The organism is Treponema sp. OMZ 840 (assembly GCF_050937815.1).
Taxonomy (GTDB): Bacteria; Spirochaetota; Spirochaetia; order Treponematales; family Treponemataceae; genus Treponema_C.
Genome location: NZ_JACDIJ010000003.1, coordinates 78843 through 98666, shown reverse-complemented (window position 1 = coordinate 98666; position 19824 = coordinate 78843). Strand labels below are relative to the sequence as shown.

The 19824-nt window shown below is 45.8% G+C and carries 15 protein-coding genes; 4 read left to right on the top strand and 11 right to left on the bottom strand.

Annotated elements, in window-relative coordinates:
- Positions 1-38: 38 nt before the first annotated feature.
- The 7 genes from H0R92_RS06135 to H0R92_RS06105 form a co-directional block, all read right to left on the bottom strand.
- Positions 39-1778, bottom strand: a complete 1740-nt coding sequence (locus tag H0R92_RS06135; protein WP_432962193.1) for an NADH-dependent [FeFe] hydrogenase, group A6 — start codon at positions 1776-1778, stop codon at positions 39-41.
- Positions 1779-1802: 24 nt separating this feature from the next.
- A complete protein-coding gene (locus H0R92_RS06130) occupies positions 1803-3584 on the bottom strand; it encodes an NADH-ubiquinone oxidoreductase-F iron-sulfur binding region domain-containing protein (RefSeq protein WP_432962191.1) in 1782 nt (593 codons plus the stop codon).
- A gap of 9 nt (positions 3585-3593) precedes the next feature.
- Positions 3594-3989 (bottom strand): (2Fe-2S) ferredoxin domain-containing protein, encoded by a 396-nt coding sequence (locus H0R92_RS06125; protein WP_432962188.1) that lies wholly within the window; start codon positions 3987-3989, stop codon positions 3594-3596.
- A 26-nt stretch (positions 3990-4015) separates the two neighbouring features.
- Positions 4016-4561: an ATP-binding protein gene (locus H0R92_RS06120; protein WP_432962185.1), complete on the bottom strand. Its 546-nt coding sequence runs from the start codon at positions 4559-4561 to the stop codon at positions 4016-4018.
- A 7-nt stretch (positions 4562-4568) separates the two neighbouring features.
- Positions 4569-5051, bottom strand: coding sequence for an NAD(P)H-dependent oxidoreductase subunit E (locus H0R92_RS06115; RefSeq protein WP_432962182.1), 483 nt, complete (start codon positions 5049-5051; stop codon positions 4569-4571).
- A gap of 127 nt (positions 5052-5178) precedes the next feature.
- Positions 5179-5892 carry a hypothetical protein gene (locus H0R92_RS06110; RefSeq protein WP_432962180.1) on the bottom strand — a complete coding sequence of 238 codons (714 nt, stop codon included), beginning with the start codon at positions 5890-5892 and terminating at the stop codon, positions 5179-5181.
- Positions 5893-5908: 16 nt separating this feature from the next.
- Positions 5909-7027, bottom strand: a complete 1119-nt coding sequence (locus tag H0R92_RS06105; RefSeq protein ID WP_432962177.1) for a C40 family peptidase — start codon at positions 7025-7027, stop codon at positions 5909-5911.
- Positions 7028-7108: 81 nt separating this feature from the next.
- Between H0R92_RS06105 and H0R92_RS06100 the strand changes: the two genes are divergently transcribed.
- The 3 genes from H0R92_RS06100 to H0R92_RS06090 all read left to right on the top strand — a co-directional run bounded on the left by H0R92_RS06100 (position 7109) and on the right by H0R92_RS06090 (position 11601).
- Entirely contained in the window at positions 7109-9541 is a 2433-nt protein-coding gene (locus H0R92_RS06100) for a helix-hairpin-helix domain-containing protein (protein WP_432962175.1), read from the top strand.
- A gap of 87 nt (positions 9542-9628) precedes the next feature.
- The gene (locus H0R92_RS06095) at positions 9629-10078 is read left to right on the top strand and encodes a YhcH/YjgK/YiaL family protein (RefSeq protein ID WP_432962172.1); all 450 of its coding nucleotides are present in this window, start codon (positions 9629-9631) and stop codon (positions 10076-10078) included.
- Between the two features lie 137 nt (positions 10079-10215).
- Complete coding sequence (locus H0R92_RS06090; protein WP_432962170.1) at positions 10216-11601, top strand: aldehyde dehydrogenase; 1386 nt, start codon at positions 10216-10218, stop codon at positions 11599-11601.
- A gap of 11 nt (positions 11602-11612) precedes the next feature.
- Here the strand turns inward: H0R92_RS06090 and H0R92_RS06085 are convergent, their stop codons facing one another.
- The 3 genes from H0R92_RS06085 to H0R92_RS06075 form a co-directional block, all read right to left on the bottom strand.
- Positions 11613-12989, bottom strand: coding sequence for an ATP-dependent 6-phosphofructokinase (locus H0R92_RS06085; protein WP_432962167.1), 1377 nt, complete (start codon positions 12987-12989; stop codon positions 11613-11615).
- A gap of 120 nt (positions 12990-13109) precedes the next feature.
- The gene (locus H0R92_RS06080) at positions 13110-14174 is read right to left on the bottom strand and encodes a ribonucleotide-diphosphate reductase subunit beta (protein ID WP_432962165.1); all 1065 of its coding nucleotides are present in this window, start codon (positions 14172-14174) and stop codon (positions 13110-13112) included.
- Between the two features lie 28 nt (positions 14175-14202).
- Positions 14203-16740: a ribonucleoside-diphosphate reductase subunit alpha gene (locus tag H0R92_RS06075; RefSeq protein ID WP_432962162.1), complete on the bottom strand. Its 2538-nt coding sequence runs from the start codon at positions 16738-16740 to the stop codon at positions 14203-14205.
- 311 nt (positions 16741-17051) lie between these two features.
- On the opposite strand from H0R92_RS06075, the gene H0R92_RS06070 reads away from it, so the two are divergent.
- On the top strand, positions 17052-18092 hold the full coding sequence (locus H0R92_RS06070) for a C45 family autoproteolytic acyltransferase/hydolase (RefSeq protein ID WP_432962159.1): 1041 nt from the start codon (positions 17052-17054) through the stop codon (positions 18090-18092).
- A 172-nt stretch (positions 18093-18264) separates the two neighbouring features.
- Here the strand turns inward: H0R92_RS06070 and H0R92_RS06065 are convergent, their stop codons facing one another.
- Positions 18265-19671: an ATP-binding protein gene (locus H0R92_RS06065; RefSeq protein ID WP_432962156.1), complete on the bottom strand. Its 1407-nt coding sequence runs from the start codon at positions 19669-19671 to the stop codon at positions 18265-18267.
- Positions 19672-19824: the final 153 nt, after the last annotated feature.

Here is a 19824-nt window from a genome sequence, read left to right as displayed (position 1 = left end):
TTTGACAACCCCCGTTTTTTCGATACGTGCTTTACAAATTACTTATACGTATTGCGCGCAGTATATTGTGTATGTAAAAGCTCGTGCGCTTTGCCTTTGCCCGGCTCTCCGAAAAATTCTTTGTACGCCTGCAAAAGGTCGGGGTTTTTATGCGACACGCGGATTTTTTGATTTTCGTCGTCGCTGTATAAGCCCGCCGCACGCAGGGTACGCACTTCATCGGTTGCGCCGTAGGGCTGACCGCCGCCGCCGACACAGCCTCCGCGGCATGCCATAACTTCCACAAAATGATACGACGGCTCTTTTCCTGCGGCAAGTTCTCCGCGGATTTTTTGCATAACGTCGTCCACATTGCCGAGCTGATGAATAACGGCAAGGCGCACCTTAGTACCGCCCACATCCACTTCGGCTTCTTTTACGCCGTCAAGACCGCGCACGGGTTTAAAGTTTACATCGGCAAGCTCATCTTTTGTTACCAAATGGTAGGCGGTACGCACGGCGGCTTCCATAACGCCTCCGGTTGCCCCGAAAATAGTTCCCGCACCCGTGTATTCTCCGAGCGGATTGTCCGCCTCGGTTTCTTCCAAATCGTTAAAGCTGATGCCGGCTTCTTTTATAAGGCGGGCAAATTCGCGTGTGGTAAGAGCTTCGTCAACGTCTGCGGCTCCCGACGAAAACATATGTTCGTCGCGGTGTGTTTCGTAATCTTTTGCCGTACAGGGCATAATCGCCAAGCTGTAAATCTTTTTCGGATCCAAGCCTTTTTTTTGTGCCCAATAATTTTTGATGGCAGCACCCATCATTTGCTGAGGGCTTTTTGCCGTGGAAAGGTGGGGCAAAAGGTCGTGGTAATTTTTTTCGCAATAGTCAACCCAGCCCGGACAGCAGCTTGTAAACAGCGGAAGATTTTTTCCCTCGGTAAGACGCGAAGCGAATTCGGTCGCTTCTTCCATAATCGTCATGTCGGCCGAAAAGTTCGTGTCAAATACGTAATCGAAACCGATAAGACGAAGCGCCGTATAGATTTTTTTTGTTGAAATATCCCCCGGTTTTAAGCCGAATTCTTCACCGATTGCAACGCGCACCGACGGGGCGATTTGTACAACGCAAGTCATTTCGGGATTTTGCAAATTCGCCCATATGTTTTCGGTTGTGCGTCCCGTGCGGATAGCCGCCGTCGGGCAGTGAACCGTACACTGTCCGCAGCGCACGCAGGGGCTGTGTGCCAAATCGACACCCGAAACGGGTCCTATAAGAGTTTTGTCTCCGCGCCCCGTATATTCAAGCGCCCATACGTTTTGCATTTCCTGACACGCTTCAATACAGCGGCCGCAGTTGATGCATTTATTTCGGTTTAATACAACCGTATTGTTTGATTTATCGACCGGCTGATTTTTCAATATCGTATCGAAACGCACTTCGCGCAAACCGAACTCGGCCGCCAAATCCTGCAATTCGCACTGCCCGCTTCGGCTGCATTTTAAGCAGTCGTCCGGATGATTCGACAAAATCAACTCAAGAACGGTGCGCCGCGCTTTTATTATCTCCGGGTCATGGGTAATAATATTCATTCCCTCTGCCGCCTTTGTGCAGCACGCCCTCATCATACGGTGTGTTCCGGCCGCACGCACAATACAAATACCGCAGGATGCCCATGGCGGAAGATCCGGCGTATGACAAAGAGTGGGAATCTTTATATGTACCTTTTTTGCGGCGTCCAAAAGGGTTGCACCTTCGGTAACCTGCACCGCTTTTCCGTTTATAGTAAGATTAATCATAATATTCTCCTCTTCCTGTCTTTTTTATCTCTTTTCTATAGCCCCGAACTTACAGGTGCGTTCGCATTCGCCGCATTTTAAGCACTTGCTTTGCTCAATGGTATGTTGTGCCCTGCGCTCTCCGGTAATACATGCAGCGGGACATTTGCGTGCACAGGCTCCGCAGCCGATACATTTTTCAGTGATAAAAAAAGATACCAAATGTTTACATTTACCCGCAGCACATTTTTTATGCACAATATGGTCGATGTATTCCTGTTCGTACTTTGCAATCGTTGAAAGGGTCGGGTTCGGGGCCGACTGTCCCAAGGCGCACAAAGAAGCGGTTTTCATAGCCAAGCCGATGTCTTTAAGCTTTTGCAAATCTTCCGGCTCGCCGTTTCCGCGCGATATTTTTTCCAAAATTGTGTGAAGTTGGCGCGTACCGATACGGCAGGGAGAACATTTTCCGCAGGATTCGTCCACACAGAATTCCATATAGAATTTGGCGACGTCGACAACGCAGTCGTCTTCGTCCATAACAATCATACCGCCGGAACCCATCATTGAACCCAAGCGCACCAAGGCGCCGAAGTCGATAGGGGTGTCCAGATTTTCTTCGGTGATAATTCCGCCCGAAGGACCGCCGGTTTGTACACCTTTAAATTTTTTACCGCCCTTTATGCCGCCGCCGATTTCAAAGATAATTTCGCGCAGGGTTGTTCCCATCGGAACTTCGACAAGGCCGGAGTTTTCAACCTTACCCGTAAGGGCGAATACCTTTGTGCCCTTAGAATCTTCGGTGCCGATTTTATTAAACCAATCGGCTCCCTTTGTTAAAATGACGGGAATGTTCGCCCATGTTTCGACATTATTTATAACGGTTGGCTTTCCCCACAAACCGCATTGAGCCGGGAAGGGAGGTTTCGGCGTAGGCATACCGCGCAAGCCCTCTATTGAGCGCAAGAGGGCGGTTTCTTCACCGCAGACAAAGGCGCCGGCTCCCAAGCGGATTTCTATGTCGAAATCGAATCCCGAACCTAAAATATTTGTTCCCAAAAGACCTGCTTCCTGCGCTTGATGCATAGCGATTTTCAAGCGGTCGATGGCAAGCGGATATTCGGCGCGGATATACACAAAGCCCTTATGAGCGCCTATGGCTTTTCCGCAGATAGTCATCGCTTCAATAATGGAATGCGGGTCGCCTTCAACTGTGGAACGGTCCATATATGCGCCCGGATCTCCTTCGTCGGCATTACAAACAACGTATTTTACGTCTCCTGCAGCTTTAAGACCGGCCTCCCATTTTACGCCTGTCGGGAAACCGGCGCCGCCTCGGCCGCGCAATCCCGATTTTTTAATTTCTTCGACGATTTCTTCGCCGGTCATTTCAAAAAGGGCTTTTTCGAGGGCAAGATAGCCGTCGCGTGCGATATATTCGTTTATATCTTCGGGATTGATAACACCGCAGTTGCGCAAAACAACGCGCAGTTGTTTTTGATAAAATTGAATGTCTTCTACGGCTTCCAAGCTCTTTTTTTCTTTATTGTATAAGAGGCGCGTTACTTCACGTCCCTTTATGATTTGCTCGGCGATAATGTCTTTTGCGTCTTCGGGTTTTACTTCGACATAAAAAGAATCTTCCGGCAAAACCTTCACAATCGGGCCTTTTTCGCAAAAACCGAAACAGCCGGTTTTTACGATTTGTACCTTATCGCCGACGCCTGCATTTTTCGCTTCGTGTAATAAATTTTTGTAAATTTCGTCCGCATTGCTCGATTCGCACGCGGTTCCGCCGCAGACAAGTATATAGTGTGTGTATGCCATAATTGTCTCCTATTGATTTACTATGTCGGCGGACGGGCGGTTTAAAATCATTTTATCGAGCAACTTTTTACCGATAATATGACTTTCCACAAGTTCGGCTACCTTATCGGCTTTTACGTTACCGTACATAACCGTAGGCATGTCGGGAACAATCAATTCAACTGTCGGTTCGTTGGCGCATAAACCCATACAGCCGGTTTGCCGGATAATGGCGTGTTCCGAAAGCCCTCGTTTGGTCAGTTCGGAAATAAAAGCATCCAAGGTGTCTTTTGCACCGGCGGCGATACCGCAAGTACCCATGCCGACTATAATTTGCATGGTTTTTCCGTCCGTGTCGCGCCGCTTTAATTCGTTTTGTTTTTCTCCGCGCAGTTTACGCAATTCTTCAAGAGACATTTTTGCCATACTGTTCTCCATCCTTCATATGGTTTTTAACCGTTTTCCTGACTTTGCAAAAATTCATCAAGTAAAGCCAAGTCGGCAGCCGTTTCCATTTTCCCCAACGCATCCGAAAGTTCCGAGCGCAGCAAGGTGTAATTTAAGGAACAATCTTTTGTATGTTTCGTCCGTACAATTTCAAGTTCATAACTGCCGGGAAAAATCAACAGCTGCCTGAATAATCGGCACACATCCCCGACAGGAGGTGTGTCGATATTGCTTAAATCAAAGCACATATATACAACGGTACCTTTTCCGGGAACGGAGTCTATCTTCCAGTTTCCGCCGGTATCCGCCGTTGTTTGAATAAGAAAGGGAATCCCCATTCCTATTTTCCGATTCGGATGCTTTATACCGTCCGTATAAAAAGGGTCGCGCACTTTTTTTAAAAGTTCGCCGTCCATACCCTTGCCGTTGTCGCGGATATATACGGTCAGTTTGTCATCCGACTCCGTAAATTCCACCCGGATATGAGATGAAGCCGCTTCCACTGCATTTTGCGTTAAATCGGCAATCAAATCGCACAGGGTATAATGCATCGTTTTCTTACGCCGTTTTGTACTTATTCAAAATACCGGCCATTTGCCCTTTTTCCAACTTGCCGTACACATCGCCGTTTACGGACAAAACCGGAGCCAAACCGCAACAGCCGATACAGCGCACGGGTTCCACCGAAAAAAGACCGTCGGATGTCGAAATGTCTTCGGGTGAAAGGCCGAGCAGTTCCCGCGCTTCGTCGATCAGGTCTTGGCCGCCCTTTAAATAGCAGGCAGTGCCCAAACAAACGCTTATGCGGTTTTTGCCGGGTTTTTGGGTTTTGAAAAAGTGGTAAAAAGACATAACTCCGTATACGCGCGCCAAATGGGTTCCCGTCCGTTCGGCAACGGCTTGGGCGGCTTCTTTGGAAATATAGCTTTGTTCTTCCTGCACTTTGTGCAAAATCATAATGAGGTTGCCGGGCTTATGCTTCCATTCTTCGATAAAAGCTTCAAGTTCGTCCGAAAAGCCCGCATTTGTACTGTATGCCATAAAAAACCTCTCGTCTTTAGTTTTCTATAAGGCGGAGTATAGTGTATTAAGATAAAGAACGCAAGGGCGGATTTGTAAGAGTTCAAGAAGAATATGGTAAAGAAAGGTTTTGTTTTCTATTCTTTTCTTATTTTTTCCACTGTATGCGGATTTTTATTTTTTCCGAATTTGATAAAAATTTATTCAGATACAGGTTAAACGACGCTTTTTTTCCGTTAATTCGAACGCTTCCGGCTTCCGGCGGGATAATCGATGCATGCGTAATTTCAGCAGGAGCGCCGACATCGAAAATAAAAAAAGACGATATCAGTTCTTTTTGCAGTGTAGAACCGTACATATTGCCGATAATTTCGCTGTATTCGGTTTCGTTTAGCTGTTCGCCGGTAAAAGCGGGCGCCATAAGCAAGTCCGTATATTCGGCGGTTTCATCGGGCATTAATTTGAGCAGGTTGTTCAAGGTTTGCGGGCTGAAGGTGAGGGTCAACGTGTCGCTTGATGTATCGCTTTCGAGCGTTAGGGCGCCTCCGGAATCCACTTTGCGTAGATCTTTACAATCGGCTGTCAAAACCATTCCCGTTTTTCCGGAAAAAGAAAGATGTTTAAGTGTAAATGAAGCTTTTTCAAAACCTGCACGCACATCCTTTTCGTTAAACAGGGTTTTATTTTCGCTTGTGCCGGTAAAAGCGGTGAGCGTTTGTACAAGCGTTTCTCCCGATTCGGTTTTTAACCCGATCGATGCACTTTTATCTTCGTTTACAATGATAGACGCCCGTGCCGTACAGCCGGCCAAAATAAAGAGAACTGCACATATAAATGCAAACAGTTTTATACTATCGTACATTTTAACACTCCAACAATTAACTAAACAAATCTTTTGCCGAAATCGTTACACGCACACCTGTAGAAAAGCTTAAACTCGAGGCAATACTGTCTTTAAAATTCAAGGCCGCTTTATCGGGCTTGTAGAATGCCGACCAGCTTATGTCTTGCGTAAAAGAAATTTTACTTTTATCAACTTGGAGGCCGGGGCTTTGCCAACCGATACCGAAGACTCCCGGAAATACGGATGCATAAACCGAATCGCTTTTTCCGATAAGATGTGCCGAGCCGACGGTAAAAACGGGCCCGCCGTAAAAGCGAAAACCGTGCGGAATGCTTGCCGTTAAAAGAAGGGGAAATTGATATATATGCATAAGCGGCTCTAAGCGAAATTCAAAAGCCAAGCCGGGTTGTATCGGCCATCGGCTATAGCGGATATGAGCTTGAAAACCCGCCCCTCTTATATGCAAGTCAAACCGGTCGGCCGCATAAACGGTCCATTTTACGTGTCCGGAAAAATCGAACAATACATCGTTTAAAAGATTGCTGCCGGCGGCCGGTTGCCGTTGATTTACCTTTTCTTTGGTGTCGGGGCTTTTCGGCTGCGACTCGGCGGTTTTTGCACTCGGCAAAAATTGACCGCAGCCCGCATATTTTTGCTTCCACGTTGTTTGATTCAACGAAGACACGATAACGCCCGTATTCGGCCCGTCGCTTACCGCATGAATAAATTGATTGTTACCTATATATAAGCCGGCGTGGGTGATTTTCCCTCCGTCTCTAAAAAAAAGAATATCGCCGGGTTCTTTTTGAGCATCGTTTACAATACGGCAAAAAGAATACATAGCCGCCGCCGTACGCGGAAGCTGAACTTGCGCCGCTTCCCGTGCAACCGTGTAAATAAAGCCGGAACAATCCATGCCCGACACGCTTATTCCCCCGTAACGGTAGGGAACTCCGACATACTGCTTTGCCGCTCTTATAACCTTTGCCCGAAGAACCTGTGCCGAAGATGTATCGGAAGCTTCCGGTGCGGGTGCAGTTTGTGCCGAAAGTGAAGATGTACAAAACAAACATAAAAGGACAAAAAATATCAAAGGCCGGTACCGGCGAATAAAAGAGCGCGATCCGTTTCCGGATAGGCAAAAAAGTTTCATATATTAAATATCGGAGATTTCGGTTCGAGGTTCAAGGGGCGGCATTTACATTTTTATGCATTTGCCGTAAAATAGCCCTCTATGGAATTTACGCAGGAATTTATTGACTCCCTTTCGGCTGACGAAGCCGAAATTATGAAACAGGTCGCGGACGAATTGGATATACGCGCACAGCAAGTGCACGCGGTTATTTCGCTGGTAAACGAAGGCTGTACGGTACCCTTTATTTCGCGCTACCGAAAAGAACAGCACGGCTCCTTGGACGAAGTGCAGGTGCGAAGCTGCGATCATTTGTTTAAAAGCCGCATGAACCTCGAAAACCGCCGCTTCGAAATTATACGCGGCATTTTTGCCCAGGGCAAGTTGACCGACTTTTTATACGAAGCGGTAAAGGCGGCTAAAACCCTCACCGAGCTTGAAGACTTATGGGCTCCCTTTAAAAAGAAAAAGAAAACCCGCGGTATGCTTGCAGCCGAACGCGGCCTTGAACCCTTAGCCGAAGCGATGCTTTCTATGGATAAGGAGTCGCTTGAAAAAAAAGCGGAAGAGTTCGTCAATACAAGTGCGGAGCCGGAAGAACTGCGCGTACCCGACGTTCAGGCAGCCCTTGCAGGCGCACAGGACATTATCGCCGAGCGTACCGCTCAGGACGGTGCAAACCGCCAAGCAGTCAGCGATTTTTATATTAAAAGCGGTCTTATCCGCGTACAGGGTATCGGCGATGAAGAGGCGCAAAAAACGTCCGTGTACCAAATGTACTGGGATTATTCGGAGCCTTTAAATCAAATAAAGCCGCACCGCATTTTAGCCGTCAACCGCGGCGAGCGCGAAGGCGTCCTTGAAGTTAAGGTCGACGTGGACACGGACGAAGCTGCAGAACTTTTAAAAAAGCGCGTTGTGATTCACAATCCCTACCATGCCGAAGCGATAGAAGACGGTCTTGCCCGCCTTTTATCGCCTGCGGTTTTAAGGGAAATACGCGGCAATCAAAGCGATGAAGCCGACGATCACGGTATCGGGATTTTCAGCGAAAACTTAAAAAACCTGCTTATGACGCAGCCCATCAAGGGCACCCGCGTTTTGGGGGTAGACCCCGGAATCCGCACGGGTACCAAATGCGCCGCCCTTGACGAAACGGGAAAATATTTGGGCAGCTTTGTTATCTATCAGCACAAAGCCGACGAATCCTGCGCCGCTTTGCGCAAAGCGATACAGGATTATAAAGTGCAGCTGGTTGCGGTCGGAAACGGAACGGGCACCAAAGAAGTGCAGGAAATCGTTTCAAAGGTGCTGAGCGAAAACTTTCCCGACGTTTTATACACGGTTGTCGATGAAGACGGCGCTTCGGTATACTCGGCAAGCGACACCGCCCGCGAAGAGTTTCCCGACCTTGACTTAACCATCCGCGGCGCCATTTCCATAGGCCGAAGGCTCCAAGACCCCCTTGCCGAATTGGTAAAAATCGACCCCAAATCAATCGGTGTGGGCTTGTATCAGCACGATTTAAATCAAAAAAAGCTTTCGGATATGCTCGATGAAGTGGTAGGCTCGGTTGTAAACAACGTAGGCGTCAATTTGAACACCGCTTCGGCTTCTCTTTTAAAATACGTGTCGGGCATAAGCGCATCGGTTGCAAAGCGCATTGTCGCCTACCGCGAAGAAAAGGGAAAAATCACCAGCAGAAGCGAACTGCAAAACGTATCGGGCTTGGGTCCTAAAGCTTACGAACAGTGCGCGGGATTTTTAAAAATCCCTGAAAGCTCGGAGCCTTTAGACAATACCTGGGTACACCCCGAAAACTACGAGCCTGCACGCATTATCTTCGGCTTAATTCAAAAAAATGCGGACGTAACGGGCGATGTTAAAAAAGAACTCAAGGAAACCTACAGCCTCGGCGAGCAAACCGTTCAGGACATTGTAGAAGAATTAAAAAAGCCCAACCGCGACCCGCGCGACGGCTATCCCAAGCCCATTATGCAAAAGGGCGTTGTTACCTTTGAAGATTTAAAAGAAGGCATGAAGGTTACCGGCAAAATCAAAAATGTCGTAGACTTCGGAGCCTTTGTCGATTTGGGCATAAAAGAAACCGCCCTCGTGCATATTTCGGAATTGAGCGACTCTTACGTGTCCGACCCGATGGATGTGGTGCGCGTCGGCGATATAAAAGAGTGCACGATTATCGGCCTCGATGCCGACAGAAGGCGCATAAGCTTGTCGCTTAAAAGCAATCCCTCCCTTCATTCGGCAGGAGGTACTGCAGGCGCGGCTGCGGGCGGAACTTCCGAAAAAAGCCGGAACTTGCGCGACGGGGAGGCTTCGGGCGCATATCGGAATTCGCGCTCCGAGCGATCGGGCGGTGTTCCGGCAGGTTTTACGGGAACAAAAAAAGCCGCAGTCAGGGTGGTGCGTTCTGGTGTATCTGCAAACCGCACACGGGATGAAAGGCCTCGGCAAAACAGCGGCCGCGACGACGGCATGACCTACAATCCCTTTGCGGCTTTGCTTAAAAAATAGCAAGCGGAAGCGCGCTGATTGCCATCGAATTCTATCGGTTTTCAGGCGCTTTCTAAATTGAAAAATCACACTTTTAAGGAGGAAAAAATGATTTTTGATACGCTTGAAAACCTTCCCAAATACATCCCCTTTGTGGACGGCTTGGAAAAAGTGCTGTATTGCTTACAAAACGACAACCTTGCGGAAAAAGCTCCCGGTTCATATACGACCGACGATAAGCGCGTTCGCTACAATATCGGTGAGTACGACACAAGCGCGGAAGGAAAACGCTTTGAAAAACACCGTTTAGATACGGACGTACAAGTTGTGCTTAAGGGAAAAGAAAAAATGGACTTTACCTTTAATCCTTCGTGCGGTGCTTACGGCGATTACGATGAACAAAAGGATGTCGAACTCGCCGACGGTAAAAGCCTTTTAAGCCTTGAAGCTTCAACAAAAGATTTTGTAATATTTTTTCCCGGAGAACCGCATAAACCCGGCTTGCCCGCAGGATCAAGTGAAAAGGTTAAAAAAGTAATTTTCAAAATAAGAAATTAAGTTAAGATATTTTATCCGTAATAGGATTATAATAGCGGAAAAAATACCGTGCGGACGGCAGTATTTAAAAACCGGTGTTTTTAAATACTGCCGCCATACCCTTGACTTTCGGCGCCTCTCGGTTTATGCTTGCCGCTATGAGTAATATAGCCGAATTGGTACAAATCCAAAAAGAGTATTTTAACGGCGGAGAAACCCTCGATATAAACTTCCGCAAAAATCAATTAAAAAAACTGTATCGGGTTATCGCCGACAATCAAACCGAAATCTTTGACGCCCTTAAAGCCGATTTAAATAAGGCGCCCTTTGAAACCTACGCAACCGAAATCGGCATTGTGCTTGAAGAAATACGTTACTTGCTTACACACCTTTCAAAATGGGCAAAGCCGAAACGCGCTTCAATGCCTTTGGCTTTGTTTCCGGCAAAGGGGGCCATGCATTTTGAGCCCTACGGGCGCGTTCTTATTATGTCGCCGTGGAACTATCCCTTTCAGCTTGCAATGGATCCCCTTGCGGGAGCTATTGCGGCCGGAAACTGCGCCGTTTTAAAACCATCGAATTATTCTCCGGCAACTTCCAAACTTATACAAAAACTTATCCGTTCGATATATCCTGAAAAATACGTTGCCGTCGTCGAAGGCGGACGCGAAGCAAATGCCGATTTGCTCAAACAGCAGTTCGACTATATATTTTTTACGGGAGGCACAACGGTCGGCCGACTCGTTATGGAAAGCGCCGCGAAGTTTTTAACCCCCGTCAGTTTGGAGCTGGGCGGCAAAAGCCCTTGTATTGTAGACGAAAGCGCCGATATCGATTTGGCGGCGCGCCGTATCGTATGGGGAAAGTATTTGAATGCGGGGCAAACCTGTGTATGCCCGGACTATGTTTTGGCGCACAAGGACATAAAACAAAAACTGATTGAACGCATGTGCTATTGGGCCGGCCGCCATTACGGAGACAATCCGCTTACAAATCCCGACTACGCAAAAATTATCACGGAACGTCATTTTGAACGCTTGGCCGCCCTGTCTGACGGAACAAATCCCGCAAACGGAAAATGTGTGTTAGGCGGCGCACGCGATGCCGCTTCCCGCAAAATAGCGCCGGTTATTTTGGACTCTCCTTTGCCGGACTCGCCCGTTATGAGCGAAGAAATATTCGGCCCGATAATGCCAGTTTTGGAATTTTCCTCTTTGGAAGAAGTGCGCCGCTTTGTTACGGAACGCCCCCGCCCCCTCGCCCTGTACTTTTTTTCGTCGTCGAAACAAAATATCCGCTTTATCGTCAAACGCCTTTCTTACGGGGGCGGCTGCATAAACGATACGATTGTCCATCTGGCTTCTTCAAAGATGCCCTTCGGAGGTATCGGAAACAGCGGTATGGGCCGTTATCACGGCAAGGCAAGCTTCGACACTTTCAGCCATACAAAGTCGGTGCTTACGCGCGGCACCTTCCCCGACATAACCGTGCGCTATCCGCCCTACAGCTCAAAACTTGCACTGTTACAAAAGCTTATGAAGTAAGCTTACCGAACTTATTTTTCTTTTGCTGTTCCGCCGCTTTGCGAAAGAAAAAAATCTTTGTTTTTCAGCATTAAAATGGGTTGTCCGGTTGCATCGATAACGTCGCGCCATAATGAACCTTCGGGATCTACCGTGTTGCGCCGGCTGGTTACCAAGCGGGTCGGCAAGTGTACGTATTTATTGTGAATAAGTCCGATAACCAGCTTTGTTTTTCCGGCCATCGCCGCGTGAACCGCATTGTTTCCCAAACGCTCGCAATAAATCGAATCGGTAGCCGTGGTCCGCGCCGAACGTATTTGGTAGCTGGGGTCGATATATTTTAAGTTGATGGGAATTTTCTTTTCGGCAAAATATTCGCTGATTTTGTCTTTTAAAAAAACGCCGATATCGCCGAGTTTTTTATTACCCGACGCATCTTTTGCATCGGTTGTTTTTAAAAGTTCTTGACCCGCACCTTCGGCGACGATAACCACCGCATGATGCCGCCTTTTTATGCGCTGCTCCAGCGAATCCAAAAAGCCGCCTTCTCCTTCCAAATGAAAGGGCACTTCGGGAATAAGACAAAAGTTGGCTTCATGGCTTGCAAGGGCGGTTGCGGCGGCAATAAAGCCCGCTTCACGCCCCATAAGCTTTATAAGGCCTATGCCGTTTATTTGCGAATGAGCTTCCATATGGGCGGCGGCAACCGTTTGTGTCGCTTGTTCCACTGCCGTATCGAAACCGAACGATTTTTGAATAAAAATAAGATCGTTGTCTACCGTTTTGGGAACGCCTACAACCGAAATTTTTAAACCGCGTTTTTCAATTTCATCGGCTACTTCCAAAGCTCCTCGCTGGGTACCGTCTCCGCCGATAATAAAAAGCATGTTTAAATTCAGCGCTTCTATTGCATCGACTATTTCGATTACGCGGTTGCCGCCGCCGCGGCTTGTTCCTAAAAAAGAACCGCCCGATTTATGAATATCGTCAACCAAGTCGGGATTTAAATCGATTGTATCGAACCCGGCTTCCGAAAAAAGGCCTTGAAAACCGAAACGGATACCGCGGATGCGGCGTACTCCATAGCGGTTCCACAAACAGCGTACCACTGAGCGGATAACGTCATTCAATCCGGGACATAATCCCCCGCACGTCATAATTCCCGCGTTTACATGCTTCGGATTAAAATAGATGTATTCGCGCGGGCCGGCTTTTTGAATTAAATTGTTATTGTAAGCTTCCGCTTCCGTTTCAAGAACATTGTCATAAATATCCACATTATAGCGGATAAAATCATCGTCTTTTACGTAGTTTGCAATAAAATCTCCGTAAACCTTTGAAAGCATAATCGGAGAAGCAACCTTACAGGGACCTAATTGATCAACGGTAAAATCGAACACACCTTTCATAAAAAGCTCCTTTTTTATATCGTAGTGTCTATTCCAAAAAAAAGCAAGGCGGGTACTTGTAAGCCGCTATTAAAAGCACGTATGCGCTGCCTGCCCGCTCCCGCGCCGGTTTGACTGTGCCTATAAATCGTCCACAAGGGCGGTTGATTTTGCGTAGGCGGTGGACTTTGCTTCAAAAAAATCGGTTTTGATAAGGTTTGCATTGCTGTACTGGCTTATCCACGCGGTTGCGCTCGGTTCTTCTTCATGTCCCTCGTATATCGGGGCGAACTTCAAGTTGGCGCAGCGCAGGTTTGCAAGATATTTTATATAATCGCTTATCATCGTTTTGTTCAGACCCGGAATTTTGTCGCCTATAACGTAGTGCCCCCATTTGATTTCCTGCTCCGCGCCTTCTTTAATCATTGCGCGGTATTCGTCAACAAGTTCGGGGGTGAACAGTTCAGGCTCTTCTTTTTGCAGTTCCTGCAAAATCGAGCGGAACAGCCACAGGTGAGTGTTTTCGTCGCGGTTTATATAGCGGATTTCCTGTACCGAGCCGCTCATTTTGCCGTTGCGTCCCAAATTGTAAAAAAACATAAAGCCCGAATAAAAATAAATGCCTTCCAAAATATAGTTTGCCACTGCGGTGCGCACAAGGGTATAGGGGCTTTGATTTTTTTGAAAATCGTTGTACAAGCCGCCTATAAAACTGTTACGCGCAAGCAAATGTTCATCGTTTTTCCACTGATACAGAATTTCGCTGCGCTCCGCCGGATTGCAGATTGTGTCGAGCATGTAGCCGTAGCTTTGCGAATGGATGGCTTCCTGATAGGTTTGAATGGCAAGGCAGAGGTTCACCTCGTTTGCGGTGATGTATTCGCCGATTGACGGAAGGTTTGCCGTTTGAATGCTGTCCAAAAACACTAAAAAAGACAGGGTTTTGTCATAGCCGGTGCGCTCTTCGGGGGATAAGCGGCGGTATTCCTGCACGTCGTTTTGCAAATTGATTTCTTCGGGAATCCAAAAATTGTTCATTGCCTGGCGGTACCAATCGCTTGTCCACGCATATTTTATGTTGTTAAAATCGTTCAAATTGGTGGTATTGCCGCCTATCATGCGACGCTTTACAACATCGGTGTCCCCGTCGGCATTAAAAAGCGCTTTTTTTGATAAATGTCTGTGTATGTTTTCGCTGTTGTTCATACTTCTCTCCTATGGTATTCGGTTATTTTTATCCCGCGCAGGATTCGCATTCTTCCACTTCAAGGGATTTTGAGCGCACATAGTAAATCGACTTGACACCTTTTTCCCAAGCGAGTATGTATAAGTCCATAACTTGACGCATTGTAAAGGTATTGGTGATGTACAGGTTTACCGACTGCGCCTGGTCTATATGCCTTTGGCGCGCTCCCGCAGCCCGCAGCGACCAGCTTTGGTCTATGGTGTGGGCGCTTTTATACAGCCAAAAGGTGTCCCGGTTTAAGCCCGGAGCGACACGCGGCATAATGCTGCCCTTTTTTTCTTCTAAAAAATAGCGGTTCATAATCGGGTCTACTCCCGCACTGGTGCCTGCGATAATCGATGTGGAGCTTGTCGGGGCAACGGCAATAAGGTAGGCGTTGCGCATTCCCTTGCAAGCCGCTTTTTTTACCTCATTCCATTCATTGCCCGTATAGCCGCGCTTTTCAAAATAAGCGCCCGTATTCCAGTCGGAGCCTTCAAACAGGCTGTATGAACCCTTTTCGGCGGCTATCGACGCGCTTGCTTTTACCGCCGCCCTGTTAATGCGCTCAAAAAGTTTATCGGCAAAGGCAAGGTGTGCTTCGCTTTCCCACACGATTCCCTTTTTTGCCAGTATGTGGTGGTAGCCGCTTGTTCCCAATCCGATTGAGCGGTAGCGTTTGTTTGTAATTTCGGCATAGGTTAAAGGATAAAAGTTCAAATCTATAACGTTGTCGAGGGCGCGTACCGCGCTTTCGGTTATCGATTCAAGCTCGCCTTCTTTGTCGGTGTCGATATTGCCGAGCACCAAAGAAGCGAGGTTGCATACGACAAAGTCTCCCGCCTTTGTGGTTTCGGCAATCAGGGTATCTCCGTTTTCGTCTTTTATTTCGCGCTTAACGAATTCAATGGCGCTCATGTTTTGGGCGATTTCGGTACAGAGGTTCGAGCAGTAAATCATTCCCGTGTGGGGGTTGGGGTTTGCGCGGTTTACCGTGTCGCGGAAAAAGGCAAAGGGGGTACCCGTTTCCACTGCGGACTTTAAAATAAGTCGCACCAATTCTTTTACCGAAATCGACCGCTTGTGAATGCGGCTGTCGTTGATACAGTCCTTATAGCGCACTTCCCATTCTTCGCCGTAAAAATCTTCGAGGGCATAGCCTTTGATTTTTAAAACTTCGTGCGGACATAAAAGATACCAGGGGGCGTCTATGTTTTCTTTTGCGGTTTTCCAAAACAAGTCCGGATAACAGACGGCGGGAAATACGTCATGGGCCTTCATGCGGTCGTCGCCGTTGTTTGTGCGCAGCTGCAAAAATTCGGGAATGTCTTTGTGCCATACGTCAAGATAAACGGCAACCGAGCCTTGGCGGACTCCCAGCTGGTCTACGGCAACGGCGGTGTCGTTTGCAAGTTTTATCCAGCGGACAATGCCTCCCGCCGCTCCCTGAAAACCGCGTATCGGCGAGCCTGAAGCGCGCACCTTTCCGAAGTACAGCCCCATGCCGCCGCCGAATTTGGACACTTGTGCAAAGTTGTTTATAGAGCGGTATATGCCTTCAAGAGAATCGGGAACGGTGTCTATAAAGCAGGATGAAAGTTGATGGTAGGGTTTGCGCGCATTTGAAAGGGTGGGCGTTGCAACCGTTACCTGCAATTTACTGAGCATGTCGTAAAAGCGCAGTACCCATGAGGAGCGTTCCGTTTTTTCGCTCATAGCCAAATGCATGGCGATTCCCATAAACATTTCCTGCGGTGTTTCAAGGGGAACGTTTGAGCGCGTGCGGATAACGTAGCGGCGCAAAAGCAGGTCGAGGGCGCTGTAAGTTAAAAGGGCGTTTCGGTTTTCTTCTCCCGAATCGCAGCGTTTTAATATTTTTTCAAAAGAGTCGATTTCGCTTTTTGAATATTGCTCAAGAATATAAGAGCCGTACAGTTTTTCATCGGTTAAGTATTTGATTTTACCGTAAAAACTTTCGATACCCGCCACGCTAAGATTTTCGTTCAGTTTGATTTTGAATTGAATCATTAAAAGGCGGGATGCGATATATTCCCAATTCGGCGCTTCCTGTGTGCTCAATTCCACCGCCGCGCGGATAAGGGCGCTTAATGCATCGGCATCGGAAACTCCTTCTTTTTTGAATGCCGAATATTTATGATACAGCGCGTCAAGCGAATATTCGTCATCGGGAAAATCTTTTTGAATGGACTTTAATTCGCCGTCCAAATCGAGCGATACAAAGGTTTCGACAATTCTTTTACGCGCGCGGCGCTTTTTTGTCCGGTTTTCGCGGTATAAAATAAAGCTTTTTACTTCGGCCGGATAGTTATGCTTTATCAGCGTTTTTTCAACCAAATCCTGTATCGTTTCTATATGAATTCGGTTTCCCGCCTCGTGCAGCCGTTTTAATTCTTCTTCAATTTCCGCAGTCAGGTGCCCTACCGCGCCTGTGTCCGTTCCGACGCTTTTAAAAGCCGCAGCCATCGCGTCCGCAATTTTTATACTTCTAAAGGCTTCCGTTTGCCCCGTCCGTTTAATAATTTCCATTGATTTTCCATCCGTTAATCGCTTTGTAATCTATGCGATATTGTAGTGATTATAAACTTCTGAGGAATAAAAGGCAAGGGCTTTGAGGAAGCAAACCGCAAGGAGCGCAGAGGATGCTCGTTTGGGGCATTTTTTGACGAATTTGAGGGGTTTTGTGCATGTTTGGTAAATCGATTGTGCGTTTGGCGCACATTTGCCCGAATTTGAACTGAAACGAATCTTTGTTCCCGATAACAATAAAAAGCGGATTTATTTGTTTTTCAATTGACATTAAAATTTATTCTTATAGAATTAAGGTATAGGGGAAAATTATGTATCACCCAAGATTTAAAGGAAATCATTATGAAATGGGAAAAAAGATGGGGCTTGTATTGAAAAAAAGTAATGTGCATTTTCCTATTGCCCTTGATGTCTTTCAAAAGAAATTCGGAACGGAAAGTACGAAAATTATGAAAGATCTTTTTCCGGAAATATATGAAGAAATTAGAGGAATTACGGATCAAATTGAAATAGATAATAATAAGTTTGCCTCATGGTTAATGTGCATGGGGTGTTGTCTTGATTTAAATGAAAACGAATCTACGGAAATTCGAGGCTGTACCGCATTCGGTTTTGTTTGCAACAATAAAGTGTATTACGGCAGAAATAACGATTTACCTCCGTTTCTGGAACCCGTAAGTAAAAGTGTTTATTATCAACCCGAATACGGAAACAAATTTATTCTAAATACATCTGCATTTGTGAATGGTGAAGAAGGTATGAATGAACACGGGTTAGCGGCGGCAATGACCTTTGTAAAACCTAAAATAAATGAAATTCTTCCGGGAATAAATTCGGTTTTTATAGTCCGATTGATTTTAGAAAAATGTAAAACGGTTAATGAGGCGATTCTGTTTATTAAAAAGCTCCCGGTAGCTTCAAGCTGTAATATCTTGGTGATAGATAAAATAGGCGAGATGGCTGTTCTTGAGTGTCATCCGCAAAAAATAAATATCAGACAAGCAGAGTTTAACATTCAAAATAATAAATATATAATAGCAGTCAATCATTTTATATCAAATTCTATGCGGAAATATGATGCCGGTAATCCAAAAGATTTTATGTCGGATATCAGATTTAATATTGTTGAAAGGGCAATGAAAAGCGCAGATATTTATAATCCCGTTGAATATTTGAAAAATATACTTATGGGAAAATACGGTCTTATGTGCCAATATCCTAAAGATATGAATTTTACCACAATTTGGTCATCGGTTATTAATATCTCCAATGGAGAAATATTGAGGGCAGAAGGACATCCGTTAAAGAAAAAGTATATATCCGATACTCGATTAAAACCGGTTTTGCCCTAACGGAAATTCCCGGCGGGAAAAAAGGTGTGTCGCTAGTACGTTTGAGGCATTTTTTGACGAATTTGAGGAGTTTTGTGTATGGAGAATTATGCAGGCTGCACGTTTGGCGCATTTTTCGGCAAATTTGAGGGGTTTTGCATAATTGACAGCAGTTTAGGGTATGATAAAACAGTTAATATCCGTTTTTCGCGCTATCTGTCCGATACATCTCTTTTAATGTTATTAAAAGCAAGTCTTTTTTATTTACAATATTTCCAAAGCCGGATTTTGATACGAACCCGTACTTATAACATCGGAGTCCCGTTTTTTCGACTTGCTCTATCTCTTTACGAATCGTTTTTTCGGAAATTTCGGAATTACGGTACTTGACTTCAAAAAAGATATATCCGTTCGGTCCGGATGTTACTACATCGAATTCCCCGTTTGTTTTTTCTGCCGGATTGTCATAATAGTACGATCCTATTAAATCAAAGGGTTCCGGAAAAGTTCCGCTTTTATTTTTTCGTATCAAATATTGTTTGGTTATTTCTTCAAATGTTTTGGGGATAAAGTTCGTTTCAAAATCTTCTTTTATGTATCTTTCATAAAAGGTGTTTGTTTCCATTACGCTTCTTTGTGAAGAGTATCTGAAAATATATCTGTAATAGAATTTTGACAGATTATCGCTTATATAATAGCCTGTTTTTTTACGATTGTTTTTATCGTTAATCGGAGAGTTCTTTACAATAACGGTCATCTTAATCAGTTTATCGAGCGTATCGGAAAGTGCGGGACTGCTTGAAACATGGGATTGCGAAAGTATATCGCTGAATTTTGAATATCCGCGGGAAAGCGCATCAAAAACTTCGTTAGCGTTCACCAATTTGCTTAATTCCGATTTAAGATTCATCGTTACTTCGTTTTCAAGCCGTGAGCCCTCCGATACTATAAGCTCCGATATATTTTCGTAGGCAGTCAATTTCGGATCTATAAGTCTGTTATAATAAGGAATTCCCCCGAACACACTGTACAGCTTGACCTTATCCTCGTCTGAAAAGTCATTGTAAAACAATGCCGAGTCATAATAATCCATAGGCTCTATGAACATGGTTAAATCGATTCTGCCGTATAGAGGATTTTGAACTTCCAAAAGCGATCGCATTGTATCAACAAAGGAGCCGCATAGTATCAGTTTAAGATTTGAATATTCACGGTACTCATCTATAAGTGATTTCAGTATGCTGTCCATTCCGTGTACCGACTCACGTAAATAAGTATATTCGTCCAGACATAGGAGTATCTTTTCTTCAAGGGATTTTTTGAAAATAAATCTGAGGACATCTTCAATTTCTCTAAAGGCAAGCGGCGGCATTCGGAATATTTCCGATAAAAGAGTTGACAGGCCTTCAGTATTATTATGCTCCGATGTTTGTCTGCATTCATAGTATATACTTTTTGCTTTTTCGTCTGCGAGCGCATGCTTAATGAGTTCGCTTTTTCCGATTCTCCTGCGTCCGTAGATGAGTATTGTTTTATTGCCTTTATCGGATAGGCTTTTTTTTAATCGCTTGAGCTCCGTTTTTCTTCCTAAAAATTTCATTTTACTCGGCTCCTTCCGACTCGGTTGTATCCGAGTAAAGTATCTCATGCCGGAAGGGGTTTGTCAAGGAGATCTGTCCTCGCACATTTTTTGATGAATTTGAGGAGTTTTGCATTATTGACAACTGTTCTCTGTGTGGTATACTGTAAAAAA